This is a genomic window from Pseudoalteromonas sp. Scap06 (assembly GCF_013394165.1).
Taxonomy (GTDB): Bacteria; Pseudomonadota; Gammaproteobacteria; order Enterobacterales; family Alteromonadaceae; genus Pseudoalteromonas.
Map to the genome: position 1 here is coordinate 372,221 of NZ_CP041330.1, position 16,282 is coordinate 388,502.

A 16,282-nucleotide genomic window follows, 5' to 3' on the forward strand; every position below is an offset into this window, starting at 1 on the left:
CAACTGAAAATATAAGGACTGAAAATGGTTAATCTTTCAAACTCAGCAGTTACTTTACTGATCAGCGGGCTGTTTAGTAGTGCCAGTTTTGCGGCTGAATTTAGTTTATCGAGCCCTGACTTACAGCCAGGGCAGGCAATAAAGAGTGAGCAATATTGGAATAGCTTTGGTTGTCAGGGGGGTAATGTTAGACCACAACTTAAATGGCAAAATGCGCCTAAAAAAGCCAAAAGCTTTGCCGTGACAGTGTATGACAATGACGCACCAACTGGCAGTGGTTTTTGGCACTGGGTAGTACATGATATTCCTCTTACTAGTAACTCATTATCTTCAACGACTTTGCCCAAAGGAGCCATTGAAGGTAATACAGATATGGGTAAGCCCGGATACCTTGGGGCATGTCCACCAGAAGGACGCAAGCATAGCTACACCTATAAAGTGTATGCATTGGATGTAGAAAAATTAGCTGTTCCACAAGGGGCAACAAGTGCACTTACAGGGTTTTTCTTACATCAGCACTCTTTGCAAACAGCCGAGATCACAGTAACGGCAGGACCGCGTTAATTAGCTTAGGAGATAAAAAATGAAGGCTTTACCTTTACTCACTGTTTTAATAGCACTGTGTAGCAGTAGGCTGTTAAGTGCGGCCCCATTATCTGATGAATCAGGCTATTGGCCTGATGATGCACAATTAGTGATTTCTATTTCAATGCAATTTGAGGCAACAGCACAAGATAGCTCTGACGAAGATGAAAGCAATAAGAGCACGGTGAAGTCGACTTGTCATCCAGTGAAAACGCAGTCTGAACTTGAACGAGATATAAGAACGGGTGGTTGATAGAACAAAATAAAAACCCACTTTGAAAAGTGGGTTTTTATTTTAAGAATTAAAGCTCAAAGGGAGCAACACCGACAGCTTGCATTTGATAACCCACTTGGGCTATTTCGCCAGACCAAGTTTGCGTTTTAATAACGCCCGTTACAACAATCGCATCATATAAGCTATCGATGGGCACACCGCCTTTAATAGTTACATGAACCAGCTGGTTTGGCGGTGGGGGCGGCACATGAATACAGGCACCAAAGTAAGGGACTAATAAAAACTCGGTAATAAGTTCGCTGTCACCTTCAAGTGGCACAACAAAACCAGGTAAGCTAACAGACTGCCCATCAAGTGCTTTAACAACCGGCGCGTCCAAATCAGGTTGCACCCAGTTTTGCTCACTGCCTTCGTGATTAGCTTGTGCTTGGGTATCTATTTGCACATGCCCTTGTGGGATCAAGTCTTCCCAAAAAATTTCCTTCGGGGGATTTGCAATGCTAGCAAAGCTAATTAGTACTGCACTTAATAGCATTAAAGAGTGTGTAGTTACTTTAAACAACGTCATGATCATCCTAAAGTTTATATTTTTATACTCATACCATCACTAAGAGAATAAAAGTAAGCGCGTGTAGCAGGGATCAAGCCAATAATGAATCCCGCAGCCATAATAACGCCAATCAAAGTGAGTTCATAGTCAGAGAGCATACTGATATTAATGCTCACTCCAGTTTGGCTTTGTAAGTAACCCGCGGTTGTGCCCATAAGCGCATAAAATAGAGTACAGCCTACTAAGCAACCTAAAAAGGTAGTGAGCAGTGATTCTATACTGATCAGTGAAAATAATTGCCAAGGGCGGGCGCCCACAGAACGTAATATTGCCAGTTCTCTGCGGCGTTGATTAAGGTTAGCCAGCAGTGTGGTTAACATGCCGAGCAAGCTAATAATGACCACCACAAATGAAAATAGCAATAGGATCTTTTCTATTATTGCCAGCATTTCCCAAAGCTCTTTTAGTGTGACTGTAGGCATAATCGCTAATAGAGGCTCTTGCTTATATTGATTTATGTTGCGCCTAATTTGTAGCGTATAAAGTGGCGAGTCGAAGCCCATTAAAAAGGCGGTAATTTGTTTTGGATGGCCAACTAGTGCGTGATTCGAGTGGTCATGATGATCGTTATGCTTATGATGGCCGCCACCATGAATCAATTCAATTGCCGCCAGTGGTACATGTAAGGTTTTATCAACAGGGGTGCCGGTAGGCTTTAAAATACCAATAACTTTAAAGGGGTTATCATCATGATGATGAAAGCTAGTATTGCCCATACCATGAGAAATCACAATTTCATCACCAATCTTATAGGCCAGTTTACTTGCAACCTCACTTCCTATAACAACTTCATTGATGCTAGAAAAAGCCTGTCCTTGTTCAAATTCTAAGGACTGTTTTTTAGCAAACCGATAGTGCTTAAAATAATCGAGTGTGGTGCCTAAAACTGCTTGTCCTTTATGGCTATCACCAAGGCTGATAGGAATGCTCCATTTAACCCCGCGTTGTTTTGTTATGTATTGATAGCTTTGCCAGCTCACCCCATTATTAGTGTGGCCAATTCTAAACACCGAGGACAGTAGTAATTGAATATCGCCAGTACGTGCGCCAACAATTAAATCGGTACCCGAAATGGTATTACTAAAACTACTTTTAGCATCTACGCGAACGCGCTCAATACTGAGTAATAACATGACGCTAATCGCAATAGTGAGCAATGTCAGTAATACACTGGCACGTCTATTTAGCAAACTTTTATAGGCAAGTTTAAATAAAATCATACATCACCTTGTAAATTTACTAAGTCGATTGTGCGGCTAAAGAGTGGCTTTAATGTTTCATCGTGACTGACAAAAACAAGCGTGCTGTTACTTTTTTTTGCTTGTTCAAATAGCAGCTTAATAAAGCTTTCACGATTTTGCGTATCAAGTGCTGAAGTGGGCTCATCGGCAATGATAAGTTCGGGACTGCCTATAAATGCGCGTGCTGCGGCAACTCGCTGTTGTTGCCCAATACTTAAAGTGGCAACATTTTGATTATGAAAGTGCGGCTCCAACCCAAGTGCGTTGAGAAGTCGGGCGGCTTCTTTAGTTAAACTATCAGTTTGGTTGAGTACGTGCTGCTGACGCTTTTTCGAAAATTGGCATCCTAAACATACATTTTCTAATGGGGTTAAATAAGGTAGTAAATTAAAGTTTTGGAAAATATAGCCAATATGATCAGCTCTAAATGCATCGCGCTGTGCATTGGTAAGCGCACTTAGGTTTTGGTTCAAAACACAAAGTTGGCCGCTAGTGGTTACATTAATGCCTGCCAGTAGTGCGAGTAAGGTAGATTTACCACTGCCGCTTGGTCCATGTAAAAAAACATGTTCACCTTCATCAATGGCGAGTTGCTCAATAGTGAGAGTGGGGCTGGCTGCTTTTTTATGCCATTTAAAAGATACATTCTCAAGGTTGATCATAACGGCTTACCAACTCCAATAGTTAAGTCTTTTGCGCATTTTAAATTGTCTAAGAAGATTAAGCGGTTTAGCTTTGAGTTTTTCATCACTATGCAACAGTTCATTGGTTGCGCAAAGTACTCGTTGGCTTGACTTGCCATCTGTGTATGGGTGTAATTCTTGGCAAAAAGTTTCAATATTATCCACAAGTTCTTTTGGGTAAGTTAGTGCATAGTCTATTGCGGCTTCAACGTTATTTTTATCTGTAATATCAAGTAAGTGTTTTTCAGGTGCTTTATTACAAAACGTTACAACCGGTTTTCGTTGTACTAAAAACATCAGTAGTATGGATGAAGTATCGCACAGCATTACATCAGCAGATTGTAATAAAGGAATAACATTGTCTGTTTCAACAAAGGTTAGATTATCATTACTTAACGCTTGATATTTATTAACCCACTCTTGCGGCATTTTCGGATGAAACTGAACTAATAGTCGCCATTTACCGCTTTTACTAAAGTGTTTTATTTGTTCATAAAGTTTAGGTGCAAGAGATAAGCGTTTTGAAAATGTAGAACAGATTAACACCGTTGGGCGAGAGTCTTTACTTAAATAAGGATTACTTGCATGATCATTAAACAGAGGATCTAGTGTGGGCCAGCCAGTTTCTGAAACTTGGAAAAAGCCATGCTTTTTAGCAAGCTCTTGAAACCTTAAAGTCGTATTAGGTCCTTGTGTACAATATAAATCAAAACAACCTCTAATATTGAAGTGGTCTTCTTTACCTTTTCTATTTAGTTTTCCAGAATTAAAACCATGAAATACAGCTACTTTTTTTCCTGGAATAAAGCTTGGAATAGTATTGCCTGGTATGAAAACAGCATCTGGCTCCCAATCTTTTATACTTTTGACTGATTCAAGGCGATGTTCAGTTGATTTTAAAAACTTAGGGTCTACTTCATCACCCTCTAAAAACCATTTAACTTCCCCTCCTTGAGCTAATATTTCTGCTTGCAAAGGCCTTAAAATAGCATAGGAATAATTTTGAGAAATATACATTAAATATTTCTTATTCTTAGTGGCAGTTAAATAGTTCAAGCTAGCTCCTTAGGGCAAGTAATCATGCAAGTTTACCCCAATGCGCCAGCTAGATAAATATTCTGAGATGATTTGTTTTTAGCCTAAGATTGAGCTTTGTGATTGCCTAGATTATTATAGAGCGCCTAACCCCAATTCCATACTTTGCTCTTTGAGCATGCCAAACCCCGGAGATAGCATGACTAGCTATAAAGTTTTAGACGTAAACGATGACTTACCCATTCGTACTAAAGGTAAAGTACACAGTGGCAAAGTGCGTTCAGTTTATTGGTTGACCGATGCAGATAGTAAACGCTTAATAAATGAAAAAGGCTATAACGTTCCTGCCGATACTGAATTGGCCATTATGGTTATTTCAGACAGAATTTCTGCTTTTGATTGCATATGGCAAGGTGAAAATGGCCTAAATGGCGTGCCGGGCAAAGGCATTGCATTAAACTCAGTGGCTGCTCATTGGTTTAACATGTTTAATGAAGCCGGTTTGGCGGGTAATCATATTGTTGATATTCCTCACCCATACGTATGGATTGTTCGTAAAGCCAGTACAGTTAAAGTTGAAGCAATTGCTCGTCAATATATTACCGGCAGCATGTGGCGCGACTACGCCAAAGGCGAAAGACACTTTTGTGGTTTGCAACTTCCAGAGGGCTTAAAAGCGAATCAAAAGCTTGAGCAAGTACTCATTACTCCTTCTACTAAAGGTATTATAGAAGGGGTGGCTGATATTCCTGCCGTTGATGATGTAAATATTACGCGTGAAAATATTACGAACAACTTAGATGTTTTCAATTTTAAATCGGCTGACGATGTCACCAAATATGAAAAATTATTGGTAGAAGGGTTCGAGCTAATTAGTAATGAGTTAGCTAAGCTTGGCCAGATTTTCGTTGATACCAAATTTGAATTTGGTTATGTAGAAGATTTAAATGGTGTGCAGCAACTTATTTATATTGATGAAGTAGGGACACCAGATTCATCGCGTATTTGGGATGAAGCATCTTATAAGAATGGCAAAATTGTTGAAAACTCAAAGGAAGGCTTCCGTCAGCTGTTAATTAATAACGTGCCAGAGAGTGATGTATTATTAAATAAAGACCGTATGGCTGAGCGTGAGCAGCTAGCAAAAGATTATATTTTACCTGAGTCAGTAATGCTTGGAGTGTCTGACACTTATGTGGGTATTGCTAGCAAAATTGTCGGTAAAGAGATCGTTATACCCAATGATCCGCGCCAAGAAGTGATTGCAATTTTAGATACTGACTACGGTTTAATTAATCACTAACGAGCAAGTTAATCTTAATGATAAAGCTTGTTTAAACTAGTGAAAAAGTATTTATTTTTAGTAACTGAGCTATAATTCTTGCAATTAGTGCTCGTCTCTAATTAACTTAACCTATGGTGAATATTTAGGTGTGATTATGTTAGAGCGAGCAATGCAAGTTATTGCAAAACGTCGTTATTTATTAGTACTGGGTGCATTGTTTAGTGTATCGGCGTTTGGCAATACCATTAATTTGGTTATTAAAGATCAGCATGGCCAAGTATTGCCTAATGCTGTCGTAGAAATAAATCATTTACCTTCCTCAAAAGCTACGGGCAATTTACCCACGGTGGTAATGGATCAAGTTGATAAACAGTTTTCACCGCAGCTGCTTATTGTACGTCAAGGTCAGTACGTAAACTTTCCAAATAGCGATAATATTCGCCACCATGTATATTCTTTTTCAAAAGCAAAGCCTTTTCAATTAAAGCTCTATTCTGGTCAGCCAGAAGAACCCATTAAGTTTGATAATCAAGGGGTTGTTGTTCTAGGCTGCAATATCCACGATTCTATGGTGGGCTATATTTATGTCGCTAATAGTAATCATGTGTATACCAGCAACGAGCAAGGCCAAATAAAGCTACAAGTTGACTCTTTTCCTGTGCAAGCCAGTATCTGGCATTCACTGCAAACAGCGACTTTGGATAATAAAAAAATGTTTGATATAAAATCAACCAGCCCGGTATCAATCACTATAAATACATCTATGCCTGCACCACGTAATACCTTTGGCAGTCAATTTAGGGAAGGTAATGGGCAATAATTTACGTAGCCGTATAACAACGCTATGCGTTGGCTTGGTGTTACTTACAACTTTACTCAGCTTAGTGAGTTTTTGGTGGTCTACGAGTAAGTTTCAGGCAGAAAAAGTCCAGCAAAATATAACGGTTGCGCAAAGCGTTTATAAGCAATATTTAAAATCAAAAGAGAGCTTGCTATTAACTGCTGCAAAGGTTTTAACCGCTGATTTTGGTTTTAAGCAAGCAGTTGCTACTCGCGATGCAGCCACCATTAGTAGTGTGCTATACAATCATAGCCAACGGATCAATGCCGATTTAATGCTGTTGCTCGATTTATCGGGGCGGTTAGTGTCTGCTAATGTGAATGCACAAAATTTTGCAGATAACCTACAGCCCTTGATGGATGAATTATTAAATAATTCTGAACAATCGAGCTTTGTAGTGTTAAATAATCAGCTCTATCAAGTAATATTATTGCCAGTTAAAACCCCCAGAACCATCGCTTACAGTTTAGTCGGGTTCAAAATCACATCGGCTGTGACTACTGAGCTAAAAAGCTTAACCGGTATGGAGGTTAGCTTTGTTGCGCAATTAGATAGTTTTGCAGCAAGCTCGTTTGCACCTCAACCTGAAAAATTTCAACCTATAGAATACTTTGAAAATAAAACTACAGCTCGTTTTTTTGCTGAGTACTTGGCCTATGAAAATCAACAAATAGCTTTACCGTCTTTGCAATCACACCCGGTCACCTTACTACTAAGTGCTGATTTAACCTCAAGTTATCGAGATATTGAGCAACTATTGCTAACGCTAGTTACATTGGCCGTGTTAACCATGTTATTTGGTGTGATCACCAGTAGTTTGCTTGCCAATAACTTAACCAGCGGACTTACACAGTTAGCGGTTATCGCAAGGCAATTTGCCAAAGGTGACTACCGTTTTAAATTTGAAGGTAAAAAACAAAGTAGCGAAGTAGAAACGCTAGTCAGCGCCTTTAATAACATGGGTAATGATATTAATAAGCGTGAGCAGCAAATCAGTTTTCAAGCACATCACGATACCTTAACAGGGTTTTATAACCGTTCAGCCATGTTAGATTTATTGGCAAAGCAGCTCACTAAAGATAGATGCTACACGCTTGTTGCTATTGATATAAAAGGCTTAAGACACATAAACGACAAGCTTGGTCCGCAAGTAGGAGATGAGTGTTTAATTGCGGTGGCAAACCGTATTCGTCAATTCTCTGATGAGCTTGGTGGATTTCATGCACGAATTGGCGGCGATGAGTTTCTAACGGTTTACCCCAGTGTGGAGGCTGACCAAGTAAAATGTGCTGTAGCCGATTTGATTGAGCAATTACAGGCACCTTATCAGATTAAAAGCTTAAAAATAAGTTTGCGTTTTAACGCTGGGATTGTGCAGTACCCTGGACAAGGCGTTAAAGCGGACGATTTAATGCGGCGTGTACTCATTGCTGTTGATGCGGCTACAACAAGCCAACAAAGCTTACATTACTACCAAGATGGTGAAGATGAGGCGCACTTAGACCGTTTAATCATGCTTGATGAGCTCAAACAAGCGATTGATGATGATAACGGGCAACTGTTTATGACTTATCAGCCTAAGTTGAATATTAAAAGTCAGAAAATTGATAAGGTTGAGTCACTTATTCGTTGGCAACGTGATGATGGAAGTTGGGTTTCGCCTGAAGTGTTCATTGATTTAGCTGAGCAGTCAGGATTAATTGTGGAACTAACTGCCTGGGTTGTCGATACAGTTATTGCGCAAATAGCCGATTGGTATAAAAAAGGGATTCACTTACAGGCAGCCATTAATGTGTCAGCCCAAGATATTGCGCATGCGGGATTTCATAATTTGTTGGTCGCGACCTTAAAGAAATATCATGTAAGCCCAAGTTCCGTCACTATTGAGTTGACGGAGCGCGATATGATCGAAAATGAAGCTCAAGGTATCAAAGCGTTAGAGAACTTAAAAACTATCGGTGTTAAAATATCACTAGACGATTACGGTGTCGGGCAAACATCATTGGGGCGATTAAAAATGTTACCTATTGATGAGCTTAAGCTAGATAAATGCTTTATTTTAACTTTGCATGAGTCACAAAAAGATCAATACATAGTGCGCTCGTCAATCACACTTGGACACCAACTTGGGTTTTCAGTGGTGGCCGAGGGCGTAGAAACGGCAGCGTCTTTATCATTGCTTCATGAAATGCAATGCGATCATGCACAAGGTTACTACTTGAGTCGTCCTTTAAAAGCACAACAACTAGAACAATGGTTAGAGGAATATCAGGGTGTACATTAAATTTTTACTGAGCATGACACTCTTATTTTGCAGTACGCTAACTGTAGCTGCAACGGGAAAACTATTAGCAACACCGGGCGTGTCTCAAGTTGAAGGCAGTGCAGGAGGAGGGTTAGTTCCTTGGGCGCAGCTAGCAGGTTATGCTAGTGAGGACGAATGGGCTGTTAATGGCTTTTGTAGTCGTGCTGATGTAACAGATTACCGCCTAGATGCCTGTGGTGTGCAGCTTAACCTATTTAATCGTGTTGAACTGAGTTATGCCGTGCAGCAGTTTGATGTGCCTGCGCTCAATACAGAAATAGAGCAGTCAATTTCTGGGGCAAAAATTCGTTTATATGGTGATATAGTATACAGTAAGTGGCCCCAGCTAAGCATGGGTGTACAGCATAAATCACTGGATGATGGCACAGTTGCAAAGTTGGTTGGCGCAAAAAATACCAGTGGTATAGATGTGTACCTAGCAGCCAGTAAATTACATTTGGGCGCACTTGCTGGGTACAACTGGTTTTGGAATGTGACCACCCGTTACAGTAAAGCCAATCAGTTAGGGCTTTTAGGATATGGAGGGGCTAATGAAGGTAGCCATATTTTACTAGAAGCAAGTAGTGCGGTGTTTGTAAGTCGTGAACTTGCTATTGGTATTGAGTATCGACAAAAAGCCAATAACCTAGGTTTAGGCGAACAAGATTGGCGCGATTTATTTATAGCGTGGATGCCTAATAAACATGTCAGTGTAACGGCGGCCTATTTAGACTTAGGGCGGATTGCTGGTGTTGATAACCAAACCGGCTGGTATTTATCGGTTACGGGGTATTGGTAATGAAACTGAGTGTATTTATTTTTTGTTGTTTAAGCTTACTTTTAGGGTGTACAACACAACCTAACACCTCTTTGTATCAGCAACTAGGCGAACAAGCTGGGCTTGAAAAGTTAACTGACAGTTTTATTGTTCAAATAGGCAATGACAAACAGGTGTTTCATTACTTTGAACACAGTAATATTAGCCATTTTCGACAAGGGTTTATTAGTCATTTATGTTCGCTGGTGGACGGCTCTTGTGAATATAAAGGCGACTCGATGGTTGCTATCCATACTGGCATGAACATAAATGAAAAAGACTTCAATCACGTTGTCGATTTATTAATAAATGCAATGAACGAGCAAAATATCCCACATACAGTGCAAAATAAAATTTTAGCTAAAATGGCGCCACTGCGTGGCGAAATTATTAAGATTTAATTTTTATAATCAAATGCATACATGTAAAAACATGCTTGAGTATTACTCACCTGTAATCTTAGCAAGATCTGCCGTTTTATATCGTCTTTGCATATGAATACTCGATCTATGAATTAAATTTCTGATAAATGTACTGCGGTTGGAATGGGAGCCTGCATTAGCGCTTGTTATTTCACTAATAAAGCTTCGATCTTCGGCAACAGGGTAGGGTTTTATGCCAATCATATTTAGGCCTACTTCAGTGTGAAACTGCATATCGACATCCACCGGTCTAAAAAATGGTTTTCTTTGCAGTAGCTTTTTAGCGCCGCTTAGTGAAATGATGTAGCCTTGAGTGCCATTAGGTGCCTTTTTATAGTTGCCAACTGTTAGGCTGTTTTCTAATAACGTACTGTCAATAAATGGAAAGTTTCGATTATCAGATAGCTTGATTAAATCCCAGTTTTTTAATTTAAGCGCCGCGTCAACAACATCTTTAAGTGAAGCTTCAATGAAAAGGTCATCCTCCAATACAACACAATAAGCGATATTTTCATCGACCATTTTTTGCCAAAGGCGCATATGGCTTACATAGCAACCAATTTCACCTGCAGATAGGTTGCGATTGTAGCGTTTTTTATTTTTTTTCGGGCAATACCACTTGAGGATTTCTTGTTCACTAAGGTTTTTGCCAATGGTCGCTTCAAAACGTTCAGCATTTAAGTGCAGGCTGGTTAGTCGCTTTAGGGTTGTTTCCCAGCGGTCTTCGCAGCCTTGCATATTGATAATGTAAAAAGGGATTGGCATAATTTCACTTTATTTAGAAATATCAAAGCGGCTATTTTAGCATTATTATAATTTGTAACCAGTCTAAATTCTGTTTATAAACAGGCTGTAATAATATATAGCTATTTCATTTCCTCAAATTTGGCAAGATGATGAAAAATATAGTCAGTGCACAATGGTTACATGCGCGTTTAGAGCAAACTAACTTAGTTATTTTTGATGCAGGTATGCTACGCCCCTCAGCTGCAGGGGAGTATTCGCCCGTTGCTATGCTACCTAAAGCACAACGATTTGATATCAAAAAAGAACTCGCAGATACCTCAAACCCATTACCCAATACCTTGTGTAGTGCAGAGCAATTTACTCAGGTGATGCAAAAAGCAGGAGTGAATCACGATTCACTCGTGGTGATTTATGAAGATGCAGGGTTATTCAGTGCAGCTAGAGCCTGGTGGATGTTTAAAGCCATGGGATTTAGTAACGTTAAAGTGCTCAGTGGCGGTTTAGCCAAGTGGCTTGAACTTGGGCTTGTGGTTGAGTCAAATTATACACAAGCATCACTAAAAGGCGACTTTATTGCTCATTACCAACCTGGTTACTTTATTGATAAAAAGCAGGTGCTAAGTGCTACTAATGATGCCAATACAGTTATTTTAGATGCGCGTGCTTATGAGCGCTTTACGGGTAAAAATAAAGAGCCAAGAGCGGGTATGCGCAGCGGCCACATTATTAATAGCTACTCGCTACCTTTAAGTAGTTTATTAGAAAATGGCGAGGCAAAATCACTCGACTTTATACAAACACAGTTTAGTGAATTAGTCGGTAATGCAACCCAGTTACAATTTAGCTGCGGTTCGGGTGTTACTGCCTGTGCGCTTGCACTGTTCGCTGATGAATGCGGATACAATAATTTAAGTGTTTACGACGGATCGTGGAGTGAGTGGGGCGCTGATAGCTCACTGCCTATTGCTGTGGGTGGATAATTTAACTATAGGGACAATTTTTACACCCGTTTTTGCAGCAAGTACCACGTTTTAAAAAATACCACTTACTAAACACTATGTAATTATTCTGCATGGTGTAATCTAACCCTTCAATTAAATTATCATGGCTTCTAAATTGTTTAGCAAAAGCGATTTGAGCTTTTATTGGTTGAGTGTATATAGTCTCTAAATAGTTATTTATTTTAGCAAGAGTACATAAGCGGCATAAGCAGCTGGTTGCTGTATCATCGAGTGGTAAAATAGCAGGTAACTGATAACACCAACATGCGGTTATATCATTAACATTACAGTTAAGCGTTGTATTACATTGGCTGCAGTTTATCTGGGTCATTTTAGGTCTTATTAACAGTAGAGCAGCAAGAATAACAAACATTATGAATATACAAAAAGCATTGGCTGAATTTATTACATTTGGCGAGCAAAGAGATAGTGCCATTAGTGTGATTGTTTCAACCGCAGCAAACAATCAAACCTATCTGTACACACTCACAAAGCCTGTACTAATTAATGTACTTGCGCGTTGTTTAAATAAAGAAATTGATATTGACGATTTAGAGCTGTGGGCAAATGTCATTGAGTCGCGAGATGACATAAATTGCGCTAAGCATGAAGGCGTTATTTACGCGCTAAGTAATAGCGAGCAAATGGGTGAGTTGACTCATCAAAAGCTCGCACAGTTGTTAAAGCTATTACAACAGTAGCAGGTGGTTATCAGAAAATATTAAAGGTTTTAAGCAACAGTTTTCAGATGTTAGTAACCACCGCTGGGCTAATCTCTAGCTGACACCTGAAACCTGTTCTTAAAGTTTACTTATGATAGCTCAAGCAAGTTTCTACTTCGTCTTTAGAGCCTAAAATAACCGCAACACGCTGATGGATAGCATCAGGCTGAATATTCATAATACGCTCAGTACCTGTTGAAGCAATACCACCGGCTTGCTCTACTAACATCGCCATTGGGTTTGCTTCATAAAGTAAACGCAGCTTATTAGGTTTATTAGGATCTTTAGTATCAGTTGGGTAAGTAAATAAACCACCACGGCTAAGTACACGGTGAACATCGCCAACCATTGCAGCAATCCAGCGCATATTGAAGTTTTGAGCGCGAGGGCCTGTATCTCCGGCAAGTAAGTCATTAATGTAGTTTTGCATCGCTGGTTCCCAGTGGCGCTGGTTAGAGGCGTTAATTGCAAATTCATTAGTTTTAGCAGGAATAGCGGCAAAATCTTGGGTAAGTAAAAAGCTACCTTGGGTTTTATCTAAGGTAAACATGCGTGTACCTTTACCTGTTGTTAGCGCAAGCATAGTTGATGGGCCATACAGTACGTAACCTGCAGCCACTTGTTGATGCCCAGGTTGCATAAAAATCTTTTCATCAGCAGCATCTGAGCCCACAGGCGCTTTCATAATAGAAAATATAGTACCTACAAGTGAGTTAATATCGGTATTTGACGAGCCATCAAGTGGGTCAAATGCAACAATGTACTCGGCATCTGGGTTACCGGCAACAGTATAATCTTCTTCTTCAGAGGCAATCGCTTTAACTGTGCCTGACTCCAGCAATATATCTTTTAATAACTGATTAGATAATACATCGAGTTTCTTTTGTGTTTCGCCTTGAATATTTTCATCGAGGGTTGAGCCTAATACGCCCGATAATTCACCTTGACCGACGCGAAATGAAATTTCTTTACATGCCGCTAAAATTGTACGAATTAACGACAAAAGTTCTCTTGAACAGCCATCTTCTAGTAATACTGGTGGGAGTCTACGCATTCTTTTTTCCTGATAACGTGTTAAAACTAATCATAATGTGAGAGAGATTAGTTTAGAGCGCTGAAATTCGTCTTAAATAACTGTATTGTATAAATAACCCCCTATAATGGGGTACCTACATCGCATTTAAAACGCTAATAACAAAGATAAGATTATGCAAAAAATATCACGATTAAGTTACATACTCTTTACTGTGCTGCTCTGTATGATAACTCAAGCGCACGCAGCAATTAAGTCTATTGACGAATTTACTGAAAAAATGAACCATTTCCCTGGTTATTTTTCTTTCTTTTACGATACCCAAAACGGCAATGTGTATTTAAAAGTTGATAAACTTGAGCAACAATTTTTACTACAGCATAGCCTGCCTTATGGCGTTGGTTCTAACGACATAGGTTTAGATAGAGGCCAATTAGGCGGTACCTATTTGGTGCAGTTTGAGCGCTTTGGCAACAAGGTGATGTTACGTGCCGTAAATACTTACTACCGTGCAAACACGAGTAATTTAGCAGAGCAGCAAAGCGTTAAAGAAGCGTTTGCATCCAGCATTTTGGCAGGTTTTAAAGTTGTCGCTCAAGATGACAATGCTGCATTAATAGATTACACCCCTTATTTACTGAGTGACGTACATGGTGTAAGCCGTACTTTAGCTGCGCGCAAGCAAGGGCAGTTTAGCCTTGATGAGTCACGCAGTGCGGTATTTATGAATCGCTCAAAAGCATTTTTGAAAAATACTGAACTTGAAGCCATTCTCACCTTTAAAGGATCTAAACCAGGTAAATACGTTCGCCAAGTGAGTGCTGACCCTTACGCTTTGAGTGTGCACATGCACCATTCACTTATTCAATTGCCTGATGATAATTACACGCCTCGTAAATTTAGCCCGCAATCGGGTTATTGGAGTGTGGAGCATAAAAATTATGCAGCAGGGCTCGATGAGTCAATGTACGTGCGTTACATTCCGCGTCATCGGTTAGCAAAAAAAGATCCAAGCTTAGCAGTTAGTGAGCCGATAGAGCCTATTGTTTATTACTTAGATCCTGGGGTACCTGAACCAGTAAAAACGGCTTTATTAGAAGGCGGGCAATGGTGGAATGACGCTTTTAATGCAGCAGGCTATAAAAATGCCTTTGAAGTTAAAGTGCTACCAAGTAATGCTGATCCTATGGATGTGCGCTACAACGTTATTCAATGGGTGCATCGAGCAACTCGAGGTTGGTCGTATGGCAGTTCAATTATAGACCCACGTACAGGCGAAATTATTAAAGGCCATGTGACATTAGGGTCGCTGCGAGTGCGTCAAGATATCCTTATTGCTGAATCACTCGCTGCGCCTTATTTAAAAGGCAATGAAGTGGCAGGTACTTTACATGCAATGGCACTTGATCGTATTCGTCAACTCAGTGCTCATGAAATTGGTCATACACTGGGTATTGCGCACAACTTTGCTGCGTCAGTAAATAATCGAGCTTCGGTGATGGATTATCCGCATCCGTTATTGAGCTTTGCAGATAATGGTCAGTTAGATGTATCTCAAGGTTATGCTAAAGGCATGGGCGTATGGGATACGCAAGTGATCAAATATGGCTACAGTGATTTTACCGGCCAAGATGAAAGCGAAGCACTCGCTGCTATTTTGCAGCAAAATAAAGCACAAGGTTTGGCGTTTATTTCTGACAGTGATGCCCGTGCCAAAGGTGGGGCGCACCCTACAGCTCATCTTTGGGATAATGGTGGTAATCCAAGTGAAGAATTACTTAGAGTGCTTGATGTGCGAAAGCAGGCGCTTGGGCAGTTTGGTATTAACAATATAAAAACTGGGGTTGCACTGTCGCAGTTAGAAGAAAAGCTAGTGCCACTTTACTTGTTCCACCGTTATCAAGTTGAAGCGGTTGCAAAGCTTATTGCGGGCGTTGATTATGACTATGAAATTCGTAGTGATGCACCCGTTAAAGGCGCCCAAGTTGTAGCTAAAGAGGCTCAGCAACAAGCCGTTAATGCTATTTTAGCCACCCTAAAAGCAACTAATCTAACGCTGCCAGAGTCGATACTTTCCTTAATCGTACCTAAAGCGTATGGCGAGTCTAAATCACGAGAAAGTATAGTGGGTCGTACCGGCTTAACTATGGATGCACTTGCATTGCCTGAAGTGGCCGCGCAGCATAGCTTATCGCTATTACTTAATGCTCAACGATTAAATCGATTAGCACAGCAGCAAGCACGTGATAACCGCTTTTATAGCCTAGATGAGCTACTTAAACAGTTAAATAAGCAAGTGTTTAATGTATCAGCACCTGCCACCATGACAGGAAAAGTAACACAACGAGTACAGTACCTAACGGCAAAAGCCATGGCTGATCTTGTGGCTAACGACGGTTTAAGCCCTGAAGTGCAAGCGCAACTGCATTTCTATTTAAGCAAACTTGCTGATGAGTTTAATCAGCACTCTTTGCTAGGCCACCCTGAAGTGGGTGACAGCGCATTTAAAAACTATTTATCGTCGCAAATTAATCAGTTTTTAACAACAGGCCAGTGGCCTGATAATTTTAAAGCCCTGCCAATACCACCAGGCTCACCTATTTAATAGTACAAGCCAGAGGATAAAGGCGCTGTGTAAACGTTACGTTTCATGGTGCCTTGTTTTTAGGGTGTTACTTTTGCTTGCATAAAGTTGGTTTTTTGTTAATCTAGCCACCCCC

17 protein-coding genes are annotated in these 16,282 nt (G+C 40.2%); 10 read left to right on the top strand and 7 right to left on the bottom strand.

Features of this window, described 5'->3' with window-relative positions; all coding sequences use genetic code 11:
* Window positions 1-24: 24 nt before the first annotated feature.
* Both FLM47_RS01675 and FLM47_RS18810 read left to right on the top strand, forming a co-directional pair.
* Window positions 25-564: a YbhB/YbcL family Raf kinase inhibitor-like protein gene (locus FLM47_RS01675; RefSeq protein WP_178954760.1), complete on the top strand. Its 540-nt coding sequence runs from the start codon at window positions 25-27 to the stop codon at window positions 562-564.
* Between the two features lie 19 nt (window positions 565-583).
* On the top strand, window positions 584-838 hold the full coding sequence (locus FLM47_RS18810) for a hypothetical protein (protein ID WP_256729616.1): 255 nt from the start codon (window positions 584-586) through the stop codon (window positions 836-838).
* A 49-nt stretch (window positions 839-887) separates the two neighbouring features.
* Here FLM47_RS18810 and FLM47_RS01685 read toward each other — a convergent pair whose 3' ends face one another.
* Genes FLM47_RS01685 through FLM47_RS01700 form a run of 4 tightly spaced genes read right to left on the bottom strand, consistent with a single transcriptional unit; the run spans window position 888 to window position 4,371 of the window.
* Window positions 888-1,388: a DUF3299 domain-containing protein gene (locus tag FLM47_RS01685; protein ID WP_008468279.1), complete on the bottom strand. Its 501-nt coding sequence runs from the start codon at window positions 1,386-1,388 to the stop codon at window positions 888-890.
* 14 nt (window positions 1,389-1,402) lie between these two features.
* Window positions 1,403-2,650: an ABC transporter permease gene (locus FLM47_RS01690; protein WP_178954762.1), complete on the bottom strand. Its 1,248-nt coding sequence runs from the start codon at window positions 2,648-2,650 to the stop codon at window positions 1,403-1,405.
* Window positions 2,647-3,333, bottom strand: a complete 687-nt coding sequence (locus tag FLM47_RS01695) for an ABC transporter ATP-binding protein (RefSeq protein WP_109875437.1) — start codon at window positions 3,331-3,333, stop codon at window positions 2,647-2,649. The genes FLM47_RS01690 and FLM47_RS01695 overlap by 4 nt, the downstream gene beginning before the upstream one ends.
* 6 nt (window positions 3,334-3,339) lie before the next feature.
* Window positions 3,340-4,371 (bottom strand): CDP-glycerol glycerophosphotransferase family protein, encoded by a 1,032-nt coding sequence (locus FLM47_RS01700; protein WP_178956828.1) that lies wholly within the window; start codon window positions 4,369-4,371, stop codon window positions 3,340-3,342.
* A 217-nt stretch (window positions 4,372-4,588) separates the two neighbouring features.
* Between FLM47_RS01700 and FLM47_RS01705 the strand changes: the two genes are divergently transcribed.
* The 5 genes from FLM47_RS01705 (at window position 4,589) to FLM47_RS01725 (ending at window position 10,038) form a co-directional block, all read left to right on the top strand.
* Window positions 4,589-5,692 carry a phosphoribosylaminoimidazolesuccinocarboxamide synthase gene (locus FLM47_RS01705; protein WP_178954764.1) on the top strand — a complete coding sequence of 368 codons (1,104 nt, stop codon included), beginning with the start codon at window positions 4,589-4,591 and terminating at the stop codon, window positions 5,690-5,692.
* Window positions 5,693-5,828: 136 nt separating this feature from the next.
* A complete protein-coding gene (locus FLM47_RS01710; RefSeq protein ID WP_178954766.1) occupies window positions 5,829-6,494 on the top strand; it encodes a methylamine utilization protein in 666 nt (221 codons plus the stop codon).
* Entirely contained in the window at window positions 6,484-8,799 is a 2,316-nt protein-coding gene (locus tag FLM47_RS01715; protein WP_178954768.1) for an EAL domain-containing protein, read from the top strand. The genes FLM47_RS01710 and FLM47_RS01715 overlap by 11 nt, the downstream gene beginning before the upstream one ends.
* Before the next feature lie 13 nt (window positions 8,800-8,812).
* Window positions 8,813-9,619, top strand: coding sequence for a DUF3034 family protein (locus tag FLM47_RS01720; protein WP_218651646.1), 807 nt, complete (start codon window positions 8,813-8,815; stop codon window positions 9,617-9,619).
* On the top strand, window positions 9,619-10,038 hold the full coding sequence (locus FLM47_RS01725) for a group 1 truncated hemoglobin (protein ID WP_178954772.1): 420 nt from the start codon (window positions 9,619-9,621) through the stop codon (window positions 10,036-10,038). Before FLM47_RS01720 ends, FLM47_RS01725 begins: the two co-directional genes overlap by 1 nt.
* 42 nt (window positions 10,039-10,080) lie before the next feature.
* Here the strand turns inward: FLM47_RS01725 and FLM47_RS01730 are convergent, their stop codons facing one another.
* Entirely contained in the window at window positions 10,081-10,824 is a 744-nt protein-coding gene (locus tag FLM47_RS01730) for a glycosyltransferase family 25 protein (protein WP_138607127.1), read from the bottom strand.
* A gap of 131 nt (window positions 10,825-10,955) precedes the next feature.
* On the opposite strand from FLM47_RS01730, the gene FLM47_RS01735 reads away from it, so the two are divergent.
* Window positions 10,956-11,786 carry a sulfurtransferase gene (locus tag FLM47_RS01735; protein WP_178954774.1) on the top strand — a complete coding sequence of 277 codons (831 nt, stop codon included), beginning with the start codon at window positions 10,956-10,958 and terminating at the stop codon, window positions 11,784-11,786.
* A 1-nt stretch (window position 11,787) separates the two neighbouring features.
* Here the strand turns inward: FLM47_RS01735 and FLM47_RS01740 are convergent, their stop codons facing one another.
* The gene (locus tag FLM47_RS01740) at window positions 11,788-12,138 is read right to left on the bottom strand and encodes a DUF5522 domain-containing protein (protein ID WP_178954776.1); all 351 of its coding nucleotides are present in this window, start codon (window positions 12,136-12,138) and stop codon (window positions 11,788-11,790) included.
* Between the two features lie 43 nt (window positions 12,139-12,181).
* Between FLM47_RS01740 and FLM47_RS01745 the strand changes: the two genes are divergently transcribed.
* A complete protein-coding gene (locus tag FLM47_RS01745; protein WP_178954778.1) occupies window positions 12,182-12,508 on the top strand; it encodes a hypothetical protein in 327 nt (108 codons plus the stop codon).
* 106 nt (window positions 12,509-12,614) lie between these two features.
* Here FLM47_RS01745 and FLM47_RS01750 read toward each other — a convergent pair whose 3' ends face one another.
* Complete coding sequence (locus FLM47_RS01750) at window positions 12,615-13,583, bottom strand: class 1 fructose-bisphosphatase (RefSeq protein WP_178954779.1); 969 nt, start codon at window positions 13,581-13,583, stop codon at window positions 12,615-12,617.
* Window positions 13,584-13,737: 154 nt separating this feature from the next.
* On the opposite strand from FLM47_RS01750, the gene FLM47_RS01755 reads away from it, so the two are divergent.
* Window positions 13,738-16,167: a zinc-dependent metalloprotease gene (locus tag FLM47_RS01755; RefSeq protein WP_178954781.1), complete on the top strand. Its 2,430-nt coding sequence runs from the start codon at window positions 13,738-13,740 to the stop codon at window positions 16,165-16,167.
* Window positions 16,168-16,282: the final 115 nt, after the last annotated feature.